The organism is Pigmentiphaga sp. GD03639 (assembly GCF_029845405.1).
Lineage (GTDB): Bacteria > Pseudomonadota > Gammaproteobacteria > Burkholderiales > Burkholderiaceae_B > Pigmentiphaga > Pigmentiphaga daeguensis.
This window is the reverse complement of the sequence record NZ_JAOCLR010000004.1, coordinates 87,601-103,905: the sequence shown is the minus strand read 5'-3', so window position 1 is coordinate 103,905 and position 16,305 is coordinate 87,601. Positions and strand designations below refer to the sequence as shown.

Sequence of the window (16,305 nt, the reverse complement as noted above, 5' to 3'; positions counted from 1 at the left end):
GGGGCCGGCGGAGTGCGGTGTCAGCGGCCGGCCTGGGTGCCGCGCAGGGCCGGAACGTCCAGCCAGGGCTGGGCGGCCAGGCGTTTCTGCTCGAAGGCCTTGATCTTGTCCGCATGGCGCAGCGTCAGGCCGATCTCGTCCAGGCCGTTGAGCATGCAGTACTTGCGGAACGTATCGATCGAGAACGACAGTTCGCGTCCCGACGGCGTCGCCACCACCTGGCGGTCCAGGTCGATGGTCAACCGGTAGCCTTCCTTGGCCTCCACTTCCTTGAACAGGCTGTCCACGTCCTCTTCCGACAGCACGATGGGCAGCACGCCGTTCTTGAAGCAGTTGTTGAAGAAGATGTCGGCGAACGACGGCGCGATCACCGCGCGGAAACCGTACTGGTCCAGCGCCCACGGCGCATGCTCGCGGCTCGAGCCGCAGCCGAAGTTCTTGCGCGACAGCAGGATGGAAGCGCCCTGGTAGCGCGGCTGGTTCAGCACGAAGTCCGGGTTCAGCGGCCGCTTGCTGTTGTCCATGCCGGGCTGGCCTTCGTCCAGGTAGCGCCAGGCGTCGAACAGGTTGGGACCGAAGCCGCTGCGATGGATGGACTTCAGGAACTGCTTGGGGATGATCTGGTCCGTGTCGACGTTCTCGCGGTCCAGCGGCGCCACCAGGCCTTCATGAGTGGTGAATGCTTGCATGATGTTCTACCTCAGTTGACCTTGCGGACGTCGACGAAATGACCGGCCACGGCGGCGGCCGCCGCCATCGCGGGGCTCACCAGGTGGGTGCGGCCGCCCGCGCCCTGCCGGCCCTCGAAATTGCGGTTCGAGGTCGAGGCGCAGCGCTCGCCCGGCTCGAGCCGGTCGTCGTTCATGGCCAGGCACATCGAGCAGCCGGGATCGCGCCATTCGAAGCCGGCCTCGATGAAGATCTTGTCCAGGCCTTCCTGCTCGGCCTGCGCCTTGACCAAGCCCGAACCGGGCACCGCCAGCGCCAGCTTGACGTTGGACGCGATGCGCTTGCCACGCAGCACCGCCGCGGCGGCACGGAAGTCCTCGATGCGCGAGTTGGTGCACGAGCCGATGAAGACCTTGTCGATCTTGATATCGGTGATCGGCATGTTGGCCGTCAGGCCCATGTACTCCAGCGCGCGGGCCACGCCGGAACGGCGGGTTTCGTCCTTCTCGCTGGCCGGATCCGGCACGTTCGCGCCCACCGGCAGCACCATCTCGGGCGACGTGCCCCAGGTCACCTGCGGCTGGATCTCGGCCGCGTCGATCTCGACCACGCGATCGAAATGCGCGCCTTCGTCCGAATGCAGCGTGTTCCAGTACGCCACGGCCTGGTCCCAGGCCTCGCCCTTGGGCGCGTAGGGACGGCCGCGGAAATACTCGATGGTCTTCTCGTCCACCGCCACCAGCCCGACGCGCGCGCCGGCCTCGATGGCCATGTTGCAGATGGTCATGCGCCCTTCCACGGACAGGTCGCGGATCGTGCTGCCGGCGAACTCGATGGCATGCCCCGTGCCGCCCGCCGTGCCGATCTTGCCGATCACGTGCAGGACCAGGTCCTTGGCGGTGCAGCCCGCGGGCAGCTTGCCTTCGACGCGCACCTGCATGTTCTTGTTCTTCTTGACCAGCAGCGTCTGCGTGGCCAGCGCGTGTTCGACCTCGGACGTGCCGATGCCGAAGGCCATCGCGGCCACGGCGCCGTGCGTGCTGGTGTGCGAATCGCCGCAGACGACGGTCATGCCCGGCAGCGTCGCGCCCTGCTCCGGCCCGATCACGTGCACGATGCCCTGGCGACGGTCGCCCATGTCGAACTCGACGATGCCGTAGTCCTGGCAGTTGGCATCCAGCGTGTCCACCTGCAGGCGCGAGACCGGATCGGCAATGCCCTTGTCACGATTGTGCGTGGGCACGTTGTGGTCGGCCACCGCCAGGTTGGCGCTGATGCGCCAGACCGGACGACCGGCCAGCTTCAGCCCTTCGAACGCCTGCGGGCTGGTCACTTCGTGGACCAGGTGGCGATCGATGTAGATCAGACAGGTACCGTCTTCTTCCTGATGGACGACGTGGGCGTCCCACAGCTTGTCGTAAAGGGTCTGAGGCATGAGATTCCGGCCAAAAAGTGAACGGGCTCATGAACAGCCGCGCGGCTCGGCGCCTCTCGGCGTCGCCCAGGCGCGAGGACCAGCCTCGACGGACCCGCTCAGGGATAGGGAACTCTTGATTGTATATTAAGCCCCCCCTGCGCGCTTGCGCGCCCCGCCACGGCCGCCTTGAGGACGCTAGCGTCGGGCCTGCTGGTACAGCGGCAACACCTTCTCGGAAGCCTGCCGCAGGTCCGCGATGCGGGATTCGGCCGACGGGTGGGTGGACAGGATCTCGGGCGGCGCGGAGCCGCCCACCTGCCCCATCTTCGTCCACAGTGTCACCGCCGCCCGCGGGTCATACCCCGCCCGGGCCGCCAGCTCCACCCCCATCCGGTCCGCCTCCGTCTCGTGCAACCGGCTGTTCGGCAGCCCGAACATCACATTGGCCAGCGCCCCGCCCAGGTCAGAACTCGCCTGCGATCCGGTGATCGCCGCCAGCACGCTCAAGCCCATGCTCGTCGCCATCTGCTCCGACGCCCGCTCGCGCGCGTGCTCACGCAGCGCGTGCGCGATCTCGTGGCCCAGCACCGCCGCCAGTTCATCGTCCGTCGGTTTCACCGTATTGATCAGCCCGGTATAGACGGCGATCTTCCCGCCCGGCATGCACCAGGCGTTCACTTCCTTGTCGTCGATGACGTTGACTTCCCACTTCCACTTGGTCGCATCGGGCCGGAACACGCCCACCTGTGCGATCAGCCGCTGGGAAATCGTCCGCACCCGGGCGAGTTGAGAGGCGTTCGTGTTGAGCTGCCCCTTGCTGCGCGCCCCCGACAGCGTCTGCTGGTAGAGCTGGACGGCCTGCTGGTCGAGCTGCTGCTCGGACACCAGGCTGGACATGCGCTGCGTGCGGTCGATGCCTATCGTACCGCCCTGGGTGGTGTTGACCGACTCGCAGCCGGCCGCCGCCACCAGCGCCAGGGCCGCCGCGGCCATCGCGGCGCGGCGCAAGACAGGAGAACGTTGGGTTTTTTTCATGCTGCCCCCGAGACAAGAACGCCAAGGCGGCAATTTTGCCCCAAAACCCCTGTTACTTTCTTTATCCGCGCGCCAGGCCCAGCCGGGGGGTTTCGACCGACACGTCGGCGCATTGCGCGCGGTGGCGCAGCGCATGGTCGGCCAGCACCAGGGCCAGCAGCGCCTCGGCGATGGGCGTGGCGCGGATGCCCACGCAGGGGTCGTGGCGCCCGTGGGTCTCGACCACGGTGGGCGCGCCCAGCTTGTCGATGGACCGGCGGGGGCTGCGGATGCTGGAGGTGGGCTTGATGCCCAGCGACACCGTGATCGGCTGGCCGGTGGAGATGCCGCCCAGGATGCCGCCGGCGTTGTTCGACAGGAAACCCTCCGGCGCCAGTTCGTCGCCATGCTCGGTGCCGCGCTGCTCGACGCTGTGGAAACCGGCTCCGATCTCGACCGCCTTCACCGCGTTCAGGCCCATCATGGCATAGGCGATGTCGGCATCCAGGCGGCCGTACACGGGCTCGCCCAGGCCCACCGGCACGTTCTCGGCCACCACCTCGATGCGCGCGCCCACCGAGTCGCCGTCGCGCCGCAACTGGTCCATGTAGGCCTCGAGCTCGGCCACGCGGCTGTTGCCGGCCGCATAGAAGGGATTGGTGTGGACCGCGTCCCAGTCCTCGAACGGGATCTGGATGTCGCCCAGTTGGCTCATGTAGCCGCGCACCCGCACGCCGTAGCGTTCGGCCAGCCACTTCTTGGCCACCGCCCCGGCGGCTACCGTGGGTGCCGTCAGGCGGGCCGATGAACGGCCGCCACCACGTGGATCGCGGATGCCGAACTTGTGCCAATAGGTGTAGTCGGCATGCCCGGGGCGGAAGGTTTCCGCGATGTTGCTGTAGTCCTTGCTGCGCGCGTCCTGGTTGCGGATCAGCAGCGCGATCGGGGTGCCGGTGGTCTTGCCCTCGTACACGCCGGACAGGATCTCGACCTGGTCGGGTTCCTGCCGCTGGGTGACGTGGCGCGACGTGCCGGGACGCCGGCGGTCCAGCTCGACCTGGATATCGGCCTCGGCCAGCGCCATCCCGGGCGGGCAGCCGTCGATCACACAGCCGACGGCAGGTCCGTGGGATTCACCGAAATTGGTGACGCAAAAAAGCTCTCCGAGGGTGCTGCCGGGCATGAAATCTGGACTCCGATAGGGACGCCGTATTGTACCCCTCGATTGTAGCCCTGAAGGGAAGCCCACCCTGAAGGGAAGCCCACCCCCTACCCGCTTGCGCGGGCCCCCTCGAGGGGGCGATGCGGGTGGACCGGCAAAGCCGGATCCACCACATCCTGGGTCTAGCGCTAGCTTCTTGGATTGCAGCAACCGTGCTTCGCTGGCTGCCAGCGGTAGCAACGGTGCTCCAGTCCAAGAAGCTAGCGCTAGACCCAGGAAACCGCGGATCTGGCTCCGCCAGTCCGCCGGTTTCGCCCCCTGGGGGGCGCGCGTAAGCGCGTAGGGGGGGGATTCTTCCCTACAGCGTTCCTTCGGTCTCGCGCTGCTCGCCGGGCCAGTCGCGGATGTAGGCCTTGAGCATGCGGTTCTCGAAGCCCTGGGCCTCGAGCACGGCCTTGGCGACGTCGTAGAACGAGATCACCCCCAGCAGCATGCGGCCGTCCATGACGGGGATGTAGCGGGCGTGCTTGTCGAGCATCAGGCGCCGCACCTCGTTGACTTCGGTGTTGGGCGATACCGTGACCGGCGCGTCGTCCATGATCGACCGGATGGTGGTAGTGCCCAGGGAGCCGCCGTTGGCCTGCAGGTGCCGGATGATTTCGCGGAAGGTGAGCATGCCCACCAGTTCGCCGAACTCCATGATGACCAGCGAGCCGATGTCCTGCAGGGCCATCGTATCGACGACCTGCGCGACGGGGGTATCGGGGCTGGCGGTATAAAGCGCGTCGCCCTTGACGCGCAGGATTTCACTGACTTTGATCATGACGGCCTCCTGAGCCACGCACGCCGGTTCTGTTTATGGGGCGGAACTGAAAATATATCGGCTCGTGCATGGCCATGCAGCTATCCTAGCGCGCCTCGAAAAGCGCTTCAACTCGCCGCCGCCACGCCGCCCGCATCCAGCGCCGCCAGGATGTTTCGAGCTGTTCGCTCGATGTGCTCGGCCAGGATCTCCGCGGCCAGGTCCTCCTTGCGGTCCAGCGTCGCGTCCACCAGCGAACGGTGCTCCTGGGCAACGTCGCGATCGAAGGGCTTGTACGCCAGGAACAGGCGCCGGTAGCGCGCGCTGAAATGCTGGAGCGAATCGCACACCATCAGGGCCAGCGGCATGCGGCAGGCCGCCAGCAGCGCCAGGTGGAATTCGCGGTGATGCGCCTCCCACTCGTCGACGCCCCCGCCGTCCTTCTGTTCGGGACGCTCGTAGCGCGACAGCCGGTGGTGGGTCAGGACGATGCCGTCCTCCCAGTCCCGGTTGCCGTGCCGGATCGATTCGCGCAAGGCCATGGGTTCGAGCGTGGACTGCAGCTTCGCGACCTCGAGCAGGTTCTCGCGCGACACCGGCGCGACCTTGAACCCTTTCTTGTCTTCGTTGACCACGAAGCCCTCGGTGGCCAGCCTGGCCAGGGCCTCGCGCAGCGGGGAAAGGCTGACGCCGAAGTCCCCCTTGAGTTCTTCGATGGAAAGCCTGGCACCTGGAGGACGCCTGCCGGAAACGATGTCGTTGCGTAACCGGGTCGCAATCGTGCTTGCGAAATTCTGTCCCGTGCTCGGAGCCGGCTGCCCAGCCGGCAAGACCGATGCCAGTTTCATCATGCCCCTCGTCTTTTGATTCATCGTAACACGCGGCCCAAATCATCTTTCTATTGACAGATAATCGATTATTCCTAAAAATCACAAAAAAATCGAAAATAAAAAAATCATCGATTATGGAGAAGGAATTGAAAGCCGACGCCTATCGCGATTTATCGGATGCGCAGCCCCTCCTTTCCCTGGCGGCCCGGGTGGACGTTTCCCACACCGCGCTGCTCGTGATCGATATGCAGAACGACTTCTGCGCCCCCGGCGGCTACGTCGAGCGAGTCATCGGCAAGGACATCGCCGCCTGCGGGGCCATCGTGCCCCGGCTCCGGTCGCTGGTCGACACCGCCCGGGAACGCGGCGTCCCGGTCTTCTGGCTGCGCGCCTGCTACCGGCCTGACCTGCTGCCCGCATCCATGCGCACCAAGCTGGCCGAGCAAGGCATCACCGAAGTCTGCTGCGACCGCGACACCTGGGGCTACGACTGGTACGGCGTCCAACCCCTGTCCGGCGAACCGGTACTGGAAAAACACAGCTACGACGGCTTCGTCGGCACCACGCTCGAACACGAGCTGCGCGCCCGCGGCATCCGCACCCTGGTCTTCGCGGGCGTCCAGACCAACATCTGCGTCGAAGCCACGCTGCGGCACGCGAACGCCCTGGGGTTCCATTGCGTCGTGCCCGAGGACTGCGTGGCCTCGCACACGCAGCCCGCGCACGATGCCACGCTGAACAACGTCCGTTTCCTGCTGGGCGACGTGACCCGGCTGGACGACCTCACGCCGCATTGGAAGACGCCGTCCGCGCGCGTCTACCTGGACTACACGCAGGAAGAACTGGATCGCGCCTATGACCAGCGCGCCTGGGCCGACAACCGGGACGCCATGCTGGCCTGGTACGCGCAGGCCAGCGCCGGCGCCCGCGAGGAATATCCGCACCACCGGCACGTTCCCTATGGCCCGGGCCCCCACGAGACCCTGGACATCTTTCCGGCGCAGCGGCAAGGCGCGCCCATCCACGTCCATGTGCACGGCGGCGGCTGGCGCAATCTGAGCAAGGACGACGAGTCCTTCCTGGCCCGCACCGTGGTTCCCGCGGGCGGCGTGCTGGTGGTGCTGGACTTTTCGCTGATACCCGAGGTGCGCCTGCCCGAGATGATCGCCCAGACCCGCCGCGCGCTGGCCTGGGTCCGGGCCAAGGCCGCCCGCTTCGGCGGCGACCCGGACCGCATCCACCTGTCGGGCCACTCGTCCGGCGCGCACATGGCCGCGGTCCTGGCCACCACCGACTGGGAATCCCTGCACCTGCCCGCCGACCTGGTCAAGAGCGCGCTGCTGATCAGCGGCATGTACGACCTGCATCCCGTGATGCTCAGCGCCCGCAGCGGCTACGTCAAACTCCAGCCGGACGAGATCGAGCGCTACAGCCCGATCCGGCACCTGTCCCGCCTGAACTGCCCGGCGGTCGTCGCGATCGGCGACCGCGAAAGTCCCGAATTCCAGCGGCAGGCGCGCGACTTCGTCCGCGCCGCGCAGGAACAGGACAGGCAGGTGGAATTGATGCAGTTGCCCGCCACGAATCACTACGAAATCGTGACCCACCTGAACGCTCCCGACTCCGCCCTTTCCCAGGCCGCGCTGCGGCTGATGGGCCTGTCGGGTTGAATGCCGCCACCGCGAAGGAGGAACTTGCCCACCCACTGACCCAGTAGCCCTGCTGCTTTCCCCATCATTACGTGAAAGGACTGAACATGCTTGAAGGATTCAAGATTTATGATGCAGATGCCCACGTTCTAATGACCCCGGAAATGTGGGAAACCCTTCCCAAACAGTACTGGCTGCGGCGTCCGCGGCCAGTCAAGTTCGGCGACGGCCACGAGCTCGGCAACTGGGGCACGGCATGGCTGGTGGACGGCCGCATCGAGCCGCACCCGTTCGGACCCGGCACCCACGCCGCCAACACCCCCGGCATGGTGCTGGAGGAATACGGCGCCAACCGCGCCCGGGCCGGCGACTTCACCGCCTTCTCCCTGCCGGTCGGCTGTGTCACGCTGGGCGACGTCGCCGACCGGCTCACCGCGATGGACAAACTGGGCATCGACGTCCAGGTCCTGTTCCCCAGCACGATATACGCCACCATCGCCGCGGACGCGACGCTGGAAGGCGAACTCTTCCGGGCCTACAACCGCTACATCGGCACGCGCTGCCGGGATGCCGCCAAGCGTCTGCGCTGGGTCGGCCTGCTGCCCATGCGGGACGCCGAGCAGGCCCGGCTGGCCATGAAAGAAATGGTCGCCATGGGCGCGGCCGCCGCCGTGGTGTTCGGGACCGTGGGCGACCGCATGCTGTCGCACCCGAGCTTCGAGCCGATCTGGAACGAGTTCTCGCGCACCGGGCTGCCCCTGTGCGTGCACATGGCCATGAGCTTCCCACCGCTGGCCCAACTGTGCGAGTCGATCCAGGACGCCAACATGATCGGCAAGGCCATGCCCGCGCAACTGGCCTTCATGGCCATGGCCGGCCACGGCATGCTGGACAAGTATCCCAGCCTGAAGGTCGCGTTCCTGGAGTTCGGCGGCGAATGGATCTTCTATTCGGTGGGGCGCATGAAGCAGTACGCCGAGGTCAACAAGGGCCGGATGGCCGACCCCAGCATGCTGCCCAAGAGCGAAGTGGACGACCTGGTGAAGTCGGGCCGCATCTACCTCGGCCCCGAATCCAGCGACGCCATGCTGGCGCACGAGCTCAAGCTGCTGGGCGATGGCCAGCTTCTCTATTCCTCGGATTTCCCCCATGGCGAAGGGCGGGACAACGCCGCGATGGAGATCATCGAGCGCCAGGACCTCACCAAGGAGCAGAAGCGCAAGTTCCTGTACGACAACGCCGCCAACTTCTACGGGGAGCCCTGATACACGGAGCGAAAGGCGCGGCGCGCCGCCAGGCATCCGGCCTGCGGCGCGCCCACCGGTAAGGAGAAACGTCACTCCAGGAGAGATTCCATGAAGCCGTTCCACCATCGCCTTGCCCGATATTCCCTCGTGCTGCTGCCCCTGGCCGCCCATGGCGCGGCCTGGGCGCAAAACAATGCCTATCCGTCCCGGCCCATACGCATCGTGAATCCCTACGGGGCAGGTGGGCTGGGAGACGTCAGCTTCCGCCTGATCGCGCCGCTGATGGAAAAGCAGCTCGGGCAGCCGCTCGTCATCGAGAACAAGCCCGGCGCCTCCGGCAACCTGGGCGCCGCGGACGTGGCGCGCGCCGCCCCGGACGGCTATACGCTGCTGCTGGGTGCCGTGAACAATTTCGCGACGAACCAGTATCTCTACCGCGACATGACCTTCGATCCGCTGACGGCGTTCGATCCCATCGCGCTGATCAGCAACGCGCCCACGATCGTCGTCGTCAATCCCGCCGTGCCGGCCCGCAGCCTGCGCGAACTGGCCGCCTACGCGAAGGAGCGGCCGGGCAAGGTGAACTTCGGCTCGCCGGGCATCGGCACCCCGCCCCATCTCGCAGCCGAGTTCTTCGCGAACCTGGCCAACGTCTCGATGACCCATGTCCCGTTCAATGGCTCGCCCCCCGTCGTGCTCGCCCTGCTGCGCAACGATGTCAACGTCGCCTTCTACACCGCCGGCCCCATCGCGGGCCCGCTCAAGGCCGGCACGATCCAGCCCATCGCGGTCGCGGCCAGCGAACGGCTCGACATCCTGCCCAACGTGCCGACCACCGCGGAAGCGGGCTTCGGCGCCCTGCAGACGGGCAGCTGGATAGGGCTGGCCGCGCCCAAGGGCACGGATCCCGCCGTGCTGGACAAGCTCAACGCGGCCGTCCGGCAGGCGCTGGCCGACCCGGAGGTGCGCAAGCGCTATGCGGAGATGGGCATGCTGACCGGCAATACCAGCCGCGCGCAGTTCTCGTCGCTGATCGACGCCGAGGCGACCCGGTGGAAGAAAGTGATCGCCGACGCGGGGATCGCGAAATGATCCCGGGCAGGCTCCGACCATGCTGACGCTGACGCTTGCCTGCGCCGCCTATGACCGGACGCGGCCGCTGATCGACGGGCGGGTCGCCATCGAAGGCGTCGAACTGCGGGCGACGACGCTGCACCCCGAGGCCGCCTTCGCGCGCGCGAAGGCGGCCGAGTTCGACCTGACCGAGCTGTCCTTGAGCGGCTACCTGCGCTCGCTGGATGCCGGGAACCCGGCCTATGTCGCGCTGCCGGTCTTTCCCTCGCGCGCCTTTCGCCACAGCGGCATCTATGTCCATGCGGGCCGCGGCATCCGCTCGCCGGCCGACCTGCGCGGCAGGACCATCGGAACGCCGGACTACAAGACGACGGCCAACGTCTGGATCCGGGCTTTCCTGGCCCACGACCACGGCGTCCAGCCCCACGAGATGCAGTGGATGGAGGCCGCCAAGGAAGCGGGCGAACCGGGGCCGGCCACAGCCACCGCCGTCCCGGGCGTCTCCATCCTGGCCCTGCCGGACCAGGACTTGTCCGGCATGCTGGCCCGTGGAGAGATCGACGCGGTCGTCGGCGCCAAAGTGCCGTCCTGCTTCGGCCCCGGGCAGGACGACGTGGCCCGGTTGTTCCCCGATCATCAACGGGTCGAGCAGGACTACTACCGGCGCACCGGCTTCTTTCCCATCATGCATGTGCTGGGACTGCGGCGCGACCTGCACGAGCGCCATCCCTGGCTGGCCCAGGCGATCTGCCAAGGCTTCGAGGCCGCCCGGCGCATGGCGCTCCAGGACCTCCGGGACGTCTGCCAGCTGGCCGCCACCCTGCCCTGGGTCGTGGCGGAATACCAGCGCACGGTGGACCTGATGGGCGAGGACTACTGGCCGTACGGCCTGGATGCCAACCGGGAGGTGCTGCAGGCCTTCGCGCGCTACCACTTCCAGCAGGGCTTGTCCGCCCGGCTGCACAGCCCCGGCGATTGGCTCGCCCCCGCGAATTTTTCTTCGAACCGCGTCACCACGAGATCCGCATGAACGAACGCCCCGCACTCTACGACATCGAGGCCACGGTCCCCGATTTCCGCACCCACCTGCAGCGCTACGCCGAAGCCAGCCGGCTCACGCGCGAGCGACGGCCGACCCGGCTCGACCTTGCCTACGGCGAAGGAGCCGCGCACACGCTGGACGTCTATCTGGCGGACGCTCCCCACGCGCCCGTGGTGATCTACCTGCACGGCGGCGCCTGGAAGGGATCGAGCAAATCGGACCGCGGCTTTCCCGCCGATACCTTCGGGCCTGCGGGCGCCATCTGGGTCTCCATGGAATATCCCCTGGCGCCCGCCGCGAGCGTGGACGACATGGTCGCGGCGGTACGCAAGGGCGTGGCCTGGGTCCATCGCCACGCGGCCTCCTTCGGCGGCGATCCCGGCCGCATCTTCCTTTGCGGCAACTCCGCGGGCGGCCATCTGGCCGGCATGGCGGCGGCCACCGACTGGGCGGCACACGGCCTGCCGGCCGACCTCGTCAAGGGCATCACGACGGTGAGCGGGATCTTCGACATGCGGCCCATGGCCCGATCGCTGATGAACGAGTGGTTGCGCCTGGATGCGGAAAGCGCCGCGCGCAACAGCCCTCTCCTGCACCTGCCTCGCGTGGCCTGTCCCCTGGTCTGCGCCGTGGGGGAAAAGGAGTTGCCCGAATTCGTCGAGCAGTCCGCCGGCTATGCGCGGGCATGGGCCGCCGCGGGCTACCCCTCGCGCTTCATGCCCATGCCGGGCCATGACCATTTTTCCATCATCGACGAGCTCAACCGGCCCGACGGCCCGCTGCTGGCGGCGATGTTCGAACAGATCGGCCTTCGCAACCGCGGCGCCGCTTCCCGCGCCCACACCTGAATAAAGGAGTAGCCCGAATCATGAAACTGCGTCTTCGCTCTTGCCTCGCATCATGCGCCCTGGCCGCCGCGGCCGCGCACGGCCCTGCGCATGCCGCCGACAAGCCCTTGAAGATCGGCGTCGTCACCGAGTTCTCCGGCACCTATGCCTCCGCCGGGCAGTCCATCGAAAGCGCGATGCGCGCCTACATGAAGCTCAACGGCGACACCGTGGCCGGCCGCAAGGTCGAGCTCATCCTGCGCGACACCGGCGGCATCTCGCCCGAGAACGCGCGCCGCTACGCGCAGGAACTGGTCACCCGCGACAAGGTCGACGCGCTGGTGGGCTTCAACTTCACCCCCAACGCGCTGGCCGCCGCGCCCATCGCCACCGCGGCCAAGACGCCGATGATCGCGCTCGCGGCCACGGCCATCGTCACCGAGAAATCCCCCTATATCGTGCGCACCGCATTCACGCTCGGACAGACGTCGGCGCCCATGGCCACCTGGGCGGCCAGGAACGGCATCAAGCGCGTATTCTCGCTGGTGTCCGACTACGGCCCCGGGCACGACGCCGCGCAGGCCTTCAAGGATGCGTTCACCGCCGCCGGCGGCCAGATGGCGGGCGAAATACGCATGCCCGTCAGCAGCATGGAATTCGCGCCCTTCCTGCAACGGGCCCGCGACGCGCGCGCCGACGCCATCTTCGTGTTCGTGCCGGGCAGCGAAGCCGCCATCGCCTTCATGAAGGCGTACAACGAACGCGGTTTCAAGCAAGCGGGCATTCGCCTGATCGGCACGGGCGACCTGGTCGACGACGACTCGCTGCCGGCCATCGGCGACGTCGCGCTGGATACCGTCACCGCCCACCACTACTCGGCCGCGCACGACTCCGACCTGAACCGCGCCTTCGTCAAGGCGGTCCAGGATCAGGGACGCAAGCGGCCCAACTTCATCGGAGTGGGCGCCTATGACGCCATGGCCGTCATCTACGCCGCGGTCAAGAAAACCGGCGGCGATACCGACGGCGACAAGCTCATCGCCGCGATGAAAGGGCTCAAGCTCGACAGCCCGCGCGGCCCGATCTCGATCGACCCCGCCACGCGCGACATCGTGCAAGACATCTACATCCGCAAAGTCCAGAAGGTCGGAGGCGAGCTCTACAACGTCGAGTTCGACAAGATCGAGGCCGTCAAGGCCCGCTAGCCAAAGGAGTCCGCATGCTGACCGACTTCGTCGGCGTGATCATCGATGGAACGTCGTACGGCGCCATGCTGTTCGTGATCGCGCTCGGATTGTCCATCACGCTGGGGTTGATGGGTTTCGTCAACCTCGCGCACACCGCCGTCGCCATGTTCGGCGGCTATTTCCTCGTCACGCTGGTCAACCAGTTGGCCTGGCCGTTCTTCGCGTCGGTGGCGGTGGTCGTGGCGGCGATCGCCCTGGCCAGCCTGGTGCTGGAACGCGTGGTCTATGCGCCCTTTTATCGCGCCACGGCGCTCGACCAGAGCCTCCTGACCTTCGGCCTGATGCTGATGGCCGGCGGCATCGTCCACTATTTCTGGGGGCCGTCGCAACAGGCGGTGCGGGTGCCCGAGTACCTGGACGGCCGCTGGTACCTGGGCGATCTCAGCGTCTCCAAGTACCGGCTGATGCTGCTCGGCACGGGCCTGGCCCTGCTCGCCCTGCTGAACTGGGGACTCGACTCGACCCGCCTGGGCGCGATGATCCGCGCCTCGGTCGACAACCAGCGCATCGCGGCCGCGATGGGCATACCGGTCAAGCGTGTATTCATGATCGCCTTCGCGATCGGCAGCGGGCTTGCGGCGCTGGGCGGCGCGCTCGGGGCCGAGGTGCTGGGCCTGGATCCGGCCTTCGCCACGCGCACGCTGGTGCTGTGCCTGCTCGTGGTGGTGCTGGGCGGCGCCGGCTCGGTCAACGGCACCTTCTTCGCCGCCATGCTGCTGGGCATCTGCGACATCGGCAGCAAATACTACGTCCCCGAGTTCGGGGCCTTCATGATCTACGTGCTCATGGCGCTGGTCCTGCTGTACCGGCCGCAAGGCCTCTACAGCCTCTTCGCGCGCAGGAGGGCCGCATGAACGGCAGCCCGCTGCGCCCCCTGCTGGACCGCTCGCGCTGGCGCGTGCCCGAGCTCGTGTTCTGGACGCTCGTCGTCGCGGCCTTCTTCGTCTTTCCCGATCACCGCAGCCTGGGCGCGCAAGTACTGGTAACCGGCATCTTCGCGCTGTCGCTCGACATGCTGCTGGGCTACGCGGGCATCGTCACCCTGGGACATGCCGCGTTCTTCGGCGTGGGCGCGTTCACCGCCGGCTGGCTCGGCAAGTACGGCTGGCACGAACCGGTCTCGGCGCTGGCCATCGCCGCCGCCGTCACGGCATGCGCGGGCGCGCTCGGCAGCCGGCTGGTCGTGCGGGGCACCGACCTGAGCCGGCTCATGGTGACGCTGGCCATCGGCCTCGTGCTGTACGAGGCCGCCAACAAGGCCACCGCGATCACCGGCGGCATCGATGGCCTGCAAGGCATCGAGTTCGCGCCGCTGCTCGGCCTCTTCCCGTTCGACCTCATGGGATCGACCGCCTACGCATACGCGGCCATCGTAGCCTTCGTCACGCTCTACCTCGTGCGCAGGCTGGTCAATTCGCCCTATGGCCTGTCCCTGCATGCCACGCGCATGAACCGCCGGCGCGCGCTGGCCGTGGGCATCGACGACGGCCGCACCCTGGCGATCTCCTACGTCGCCTCGGCGGCGGTGGCGGGCGTCGCGGGCGCGCTGACGACGCAGATCACGCAGTTCATCACCATCGACGCGCTCGGTTTCGGGCGGTCGGCCGACATCCTGATCATCGCCGCGCTGGGCGGCGTGGGCTACCTGTACGGCGGCTTCATCGGCGCGCTGGTATTCGTCGTGGGCCGCGACCTGCTGTCCGGCATCAGCCCCGCCTACTGGCATTTCTGGCTGGGCCTGCTGCTGGTGCTCACCATCTTCTTTGCCCGCGGCGGCATCATGGGCACCGCCGCGCGGCTGGCCCGGCGCCTGGCGCACAAGGAGGCGCAACAATGATACAGACCGTCGACCTGTGCAAGCGCTTCGGCGCGCTGGTGGCGACCGACCATGTGAACCTGTCGCTCGCTCCCGGCGACCGGCATGCGCTGATCGGCCCGAACGGCGCGGGCAAGACGACCTTCATCAACCTGCTGACCGGCATGCTGCGCCCGACCTCGGGCCGCGTCCTGCTGGACGGCGCGGACGTGACCGCGGCGCCGCCCGACAAACGGGTGGACCTGGGGCTGGTGCGCACCTTCCAGATCAATACGCTGTTCCTGGACATGACCGTGCTGGAGGCGGTCACGCTGGTCGTGCTGGCGCGCACCGGAGCCGTCCGCTCGCTGTTCGGGTCGCTGCGCCGGCATGAGCCGGCGGCCGGCGAGGCCTGGGAACTGCTCGAGCGCATCGGCCTGGCGCAGGACGCGCACCGGCCTGCCCGGCAGCTCGCCTACGGCAGGCAGCGGCTGGTGGAAATCGCGCTCGCGCTGGCGCGCAAGCCCAAGGTGCTGCTGCTGGACGAACCGGCTGCCGGCGTCTCGGCGGCCGACAGCCGCCATGTCTTCGCGGTCCTGGATCGACTGCCCCAGGACATCGCCATCCTTCTGATCGAACACGACATGAACCTCGTCTTCCGCTTCGCGCAGCGCATTTCGGTGCTCGTCGCCGGCCGCCTCATCGCCACCGGGCTACCCGGCGACATCGCCCGCGACCCCCGCGTGCGCGAGGCCTATCTCGGCCAGGCGGCCCCCCTGGAGGCGGCATCCGCATGAATGCGACGGACAGCCTGCTGCAACTGGAGCACGTGCGCGCCGGCTACGGCGACGCGATGGTGCTGGACGATCTCTCGTTCTGCCTGGGCGCCGGCGACAGCCTGGCGGTGCTCGGACGCAATGGCGTGGGCAAGACCACCCTGCTCGAAACCCTGATGGGCAACACGCGCCTGACGGGCGGGCGCATTCTCTGGCAGGGCCGCGACATCGCCAGGCTGGACGCCTGCCAGCGGTCTCGCGCCGGCCTGGGCTGGGTGCCGCAGGAGCGCGAGGTGTTCGCGTCGCTGACCGTCGAGGAGAACCTGACCGTGGTCGCATGCCGCGGCCCATGGACGCTGGACCGGGTCTACGGCCTGTTCCCGCGGCTGCGCGAGCGGCGCGCCAACCTGGGCAACGAGCTGTCCGGCGGAGAACAACAGATGCTGGCCGTGGGCCGCGCGCTCATGACCAACCCGCGCCTGCTCCTGCTGGACGAACCCATGGAGGGCCTGGCGCCCATCGTCGTCGAGGAGCTTGGCGCCGCCATCATCGCGCTGCACACGCAGGAAGGCATGACCACGATCGTGGTCGAGCAGCATCCGGTCATCGCCCTGGCCATGGCCTCGACCGCCATCATCCTGGACCGCGGCCGCATCGTGCATCAGTCCTCGAGCGCGGCGCTGCGGGCATCGCCCGAGACGCTCGACCGCTGGCTCAACGTTGCCGCGGCCGAATGAACGACTTATCGTTTCCA

General features: G+C 67.6%; 16 protein-coding genes. 10 read left to right on the top strand and 6 right to left on the bottom strand.

The features are described from left to right. Window positions 1-20: 20 nt before the first annotated feature. The 6 genes from leuD to N5K27_RS05870 all read right to left on the bottom strand — a co-directional run bounded on the left by leuD (window position 21) and on the right by N5K27_RS05870 (window position 5,915). The gene (gene leuD, locus N5K27_RS05895) at window positions 21-689 is read right to left on the bottom strand and encodes a 3-isopropylmalate dehydratase small subunit (RefSeq protein ID WP_087839211.1); all 669 of its coding nucleotides are present in this window, start codon (window positions 687-689) and stop codon (window positions 21-23) included. Between the two features lie 11 nt (window positions 690-700). Further along, window positions 701-2,104, bottom strand: coding sequence for a 3-isopropylmalate dehydratase large subunit (gene leuC / locus N5K27_RS05890; RefSeq protein WP_087839210.1), 1,404 nt, complete (start codon window positions 2,102-2,104; stop codon window positions 701-703). A 177-nt stretch (window positions 2,105-2,281) separates the two neighbouring features. Next, entirely contained in the window at window positions 2,282-3,079 is a 798-nt protein-coding gene (locus N5K27_RS05885) for a M48 family metallopeptidase (RefSeq protein WP_087839230.1), read from the bottom strand. A 103-nt stretch (window positions 3,080-3,182) separates the two neighbouring features. After that, a complete protein-coding gene (aroC, locus tag N5K27_RS05880; RefSeq protein WP_087839209.1) occupies window positions 3,183-4,283 on the bottom strand; it encodes a chorismate synthase in 1,101 nt (366 codons plus the stop codon). A 337-nt stretch (window positions 4,284-4,620) separates the two neighbouring features. Beyond that, window positions 4,621-5,085 (bottom strand): CBS domain-containing protein, encoded by a 465-nt coding sequence (locus tag N5K27_RS05875; protein ID WP_176400758.1) that lies wholly within the window; start codon window positions 5,083-5,085, stop codon window positions 4,621-4,623. Between the two features lie 107 nt (window positions 5,086-5,192). Next, window positions 5,193-5,915 carry a GntR family transcriptional regulator gene (locus N5K27_RS05870; RefSeq protein ID WP_279815191.1) on the bottom strand — a complete coding sequence of 241 codons (723 nt, stop codon included), beginning with the start codon at window positions 5,913-5,915 and terminating at the stop codon, window positions 5,193-5,195. Window positions 5,916-6,040: 125 nt separating this feature from the next. Here N5K27_RS05870 and N5K27_RS05865 point away from each other — a divergent pair, with 125 nt between their 5' ends. The 10 genes from N5K27_RS05865 to N5K27_RS05820 all read left to right on the top strand — a co-directional run bounded on the left by N5K27_RS05865 (window position 6,041) and on the right by N5K27_RS05820 (window position 16,288). Then, on the top strand, window positions 6,041-7,564 hold the full coding sequence (locus tag N5K27_RS05865) for an isochorismatase family protein (RefSeq protein ID WP_279815189.1): 1,524 nt from the start codon (window positions 6,041-6,043) through the stop codon (window positions 7,562-7,564). A gap of 143 nt (window positions 7,565-7,707) precedes the next feature. Beyond that, window positions 7,708-8,808: an amidohydrolase family protein gene (locus tag N5K27_RS05860; protein ID WP_279815187.1), complete on the top strand. Its 1,101-nt coding sequence runs from the start codon at window positions 7,708-7,710 to the stop codon at window positions 8,806-8,808. A gap of 90 nt (window positions 8,809-8,898) precedes the next feature. Continuing rightward, a complete protein-coding gene (locus N5K27_RS05855; RefSeq protein WP_087839206.1) occupies window positions 8,899-9,882 on the top strand; it encodes a tripartite tricarboxylate transporter substrate binding protein in 984 nt (327 codons plus the stop codon). A gap of 19 nt (window positions 9,883-9,901) precedes the next feature. Next, the gene (locus tag N5K27_RS05850; RefSeq protein WP_279815186.1) at window positions 9,902-10,894 is read left to right on the top strand and encodes an MqnA/MqnD/SBP family protein; all 993 of its coding nucleotides are present in this window, start codon (window positions 9,902-9,904) and stop codon (window positions 10,892-10,894) included. Beyond that, window positions 10,891-11,754 (top strand): alpha/beta hydrolase, encoded by an 864-nt coding sequence (locus tag N5K27_RS05845; RefSeq protein ID WP_087839204.1) that lies wholly within the window; start codon window positions 10,891-10,893, stop codon window positions 11,752-11,754. Before N5K27_RS05850 ends, N5K27_RS05845 begins: the two co-directional genes overlap by 4 nt. A gap of 20 nt (window positions 11,755-11,774) precedes the next feature. After that, complete coding sequence (locus N5K27_RS05840; RefSeq protein WP_279815185.1) at window positions 11,775-12,938, top strand: ABC transporter substrate-binding protein; 1,164 nt, start codon at window positions 11,775-11,777, stop codon at window positions 12,936-12,938. Between the two features lie 17 nt (window positions 12,939-12,955). Next, on the top strand, window positions 12,956-13,834 hold the full coding sequence (locus N5K27_RS05835; RefSeq protein WP_165963299.1) for a branched-chain amino acid ABC transporter permease: 879 nt from the start codon (window positions 12,956-12,958) through the stop codon (window positions 13,832-13,834). After that, window positions 13,831-14,817: a branched-chain amino acid ABC transporter permease gene (locus N5K27_RS05830; protein ID WP_087839202.1), complete on the top strand. Its 987-nt coding sequence runs from the start codon at window positions 13,831-13,833 to the stop codon at window positions 14,815-14,817. Before N5K27_RS05835 ends, N5K27_RS05830 begins: the two co-directional genes overlap by 4 nt. Further along, window positions 14,814-15,572 (top strand): ABC transporter ATP-binding protein, encoded by a 759-nt coding sequence (locus tag N5K27_RS05825; RefSeq protein ID WP_279815184.1) that lies wholly within the window; start codon window positions 14,814-14,816, stop codon window positions 15,570-15,572. The genes N5K27_RS05830 and N5K27_RS05825 overlap by 4 nt, the downstream gene beginning before the upstream one ends. Continuing rightward, window positions 15,569-16,288, top strand: coding sequence for an ABC transporter ATP-binding protein (locus N5K27_RS05820; RefSeq protein WP_087839200.1), 720 nt, complete (start codon window positions 15,569-15,571; stop codon window positions 16,286-16,288). Before N5K27_RS05825 ends, N5K27_RS05820 begins: the two co-directional genes overlap by 4 nt. Window positions 16,289-16,305: the final 17 nt, after the last annotated feature.

Excerpts from the sequence above, each read along its gene's own strand:
- N5K27_RS05885 (WP_087839230.1), bottom strand. The coding sequence starts at position 3,079 with ATGGCCGCGGCGGCCCTGGCGCTGGTGGCGGCGGCCGGCTGCGAGTCG.
- N5K27_RS05845 (WP_087839204.1), top strand. The coding sequence starts at position 10,891 with ATGAACGAACGCCCCGCACTCTACGACATCGAGGCCACGGTCCCCGAT.
- N5K27_RS05840 (WP_279815185.1), top strand. The coding sequence starts at position 11,775 with ATGAAACTGCGTCTTCGCTCTTGCCTCGCATCATGCGCCCTGGCCGCC.
- N5K27_RS05830 (WP_087839202.1), top strand. The coding sequence starts at position 13,831 with ATGAACGGCAGCCCGCTGCGCCCCCTGCTGGACCGCTCGCGCTGGCGC.
- aroC (WP_087839209.1), bottom strand. The coding sequence starts at position 4,283 with ATGCCCGGCAGCACCCTCGGAGAGCTTTTTTGCGTCACCAATTTCGGT.
- N5K27_RS05850 (WP_279815186.1), top strand. The coding sequence starts at position 9,902 with ATGCTGACGCTGACGCTTGCCTGCGCCGCCTATGACCGGACGCGGCCG.
- N5K27_RS05860 (WP_279815187.1), top strand. The coding sequence starts at position 7,708 with ATGTGGGAAACCCTTCCCAAACAGTACTGGCTGCGGCGTCCGCGGCCA.
- N5K27_RS05875 (WP_176400758.1), bottom strand. The coding sequence starts at position 5,085 with ATGATCAAAGTCAGTGAAATCCTGCGCGTCAAGGGCGACGCGCTTTAT.
- N5K27_RS05855 (WP_087839206.1), top strand. The coding sequence starts at position 8,899 with ATGAAGCCGTTCCACCATCGCCTTGCCCGATATTCCCTCGTGCTGCTG.
- leuD (WP_087839211.1), bottom strand. The coding sequence starts at position 689 with ATGCAAGCATTCACCACTCATGAAGGCCTGGTGGCGCCGCTGGACCGC.
- leuC (WP_087839210.1), bottom strand. The coding sequence starts at position 2,104 with ATGCCTCAGACCCTTTACGACAAGCTGTGGGACGCCCACGTCGTCCAT.
- N5K27_RS05820 (WP_087839200.1), top strand. The coding sequence starts at position 15,569 with ATGAATGCGACGGACAGCCTGCTGCAACTGGAGCACGTGCGCGCCGGC.
- N5K27_RS05825 (WP_279815184.1), top strand. The coding sequence starts at position 14,814 with ATGATACAGACCGTCGACCTGTGCAAGCGCTTCGGCGCGCTGGTGGCG.
- N5K27_RS05870 (WP_279815191.1), bottom strand. The coding sequence starts at position 5,915 with ATGATGAAACTGGCATCGGTCTTGCCGGCTGGGCAGCCGGCTCCGAGC.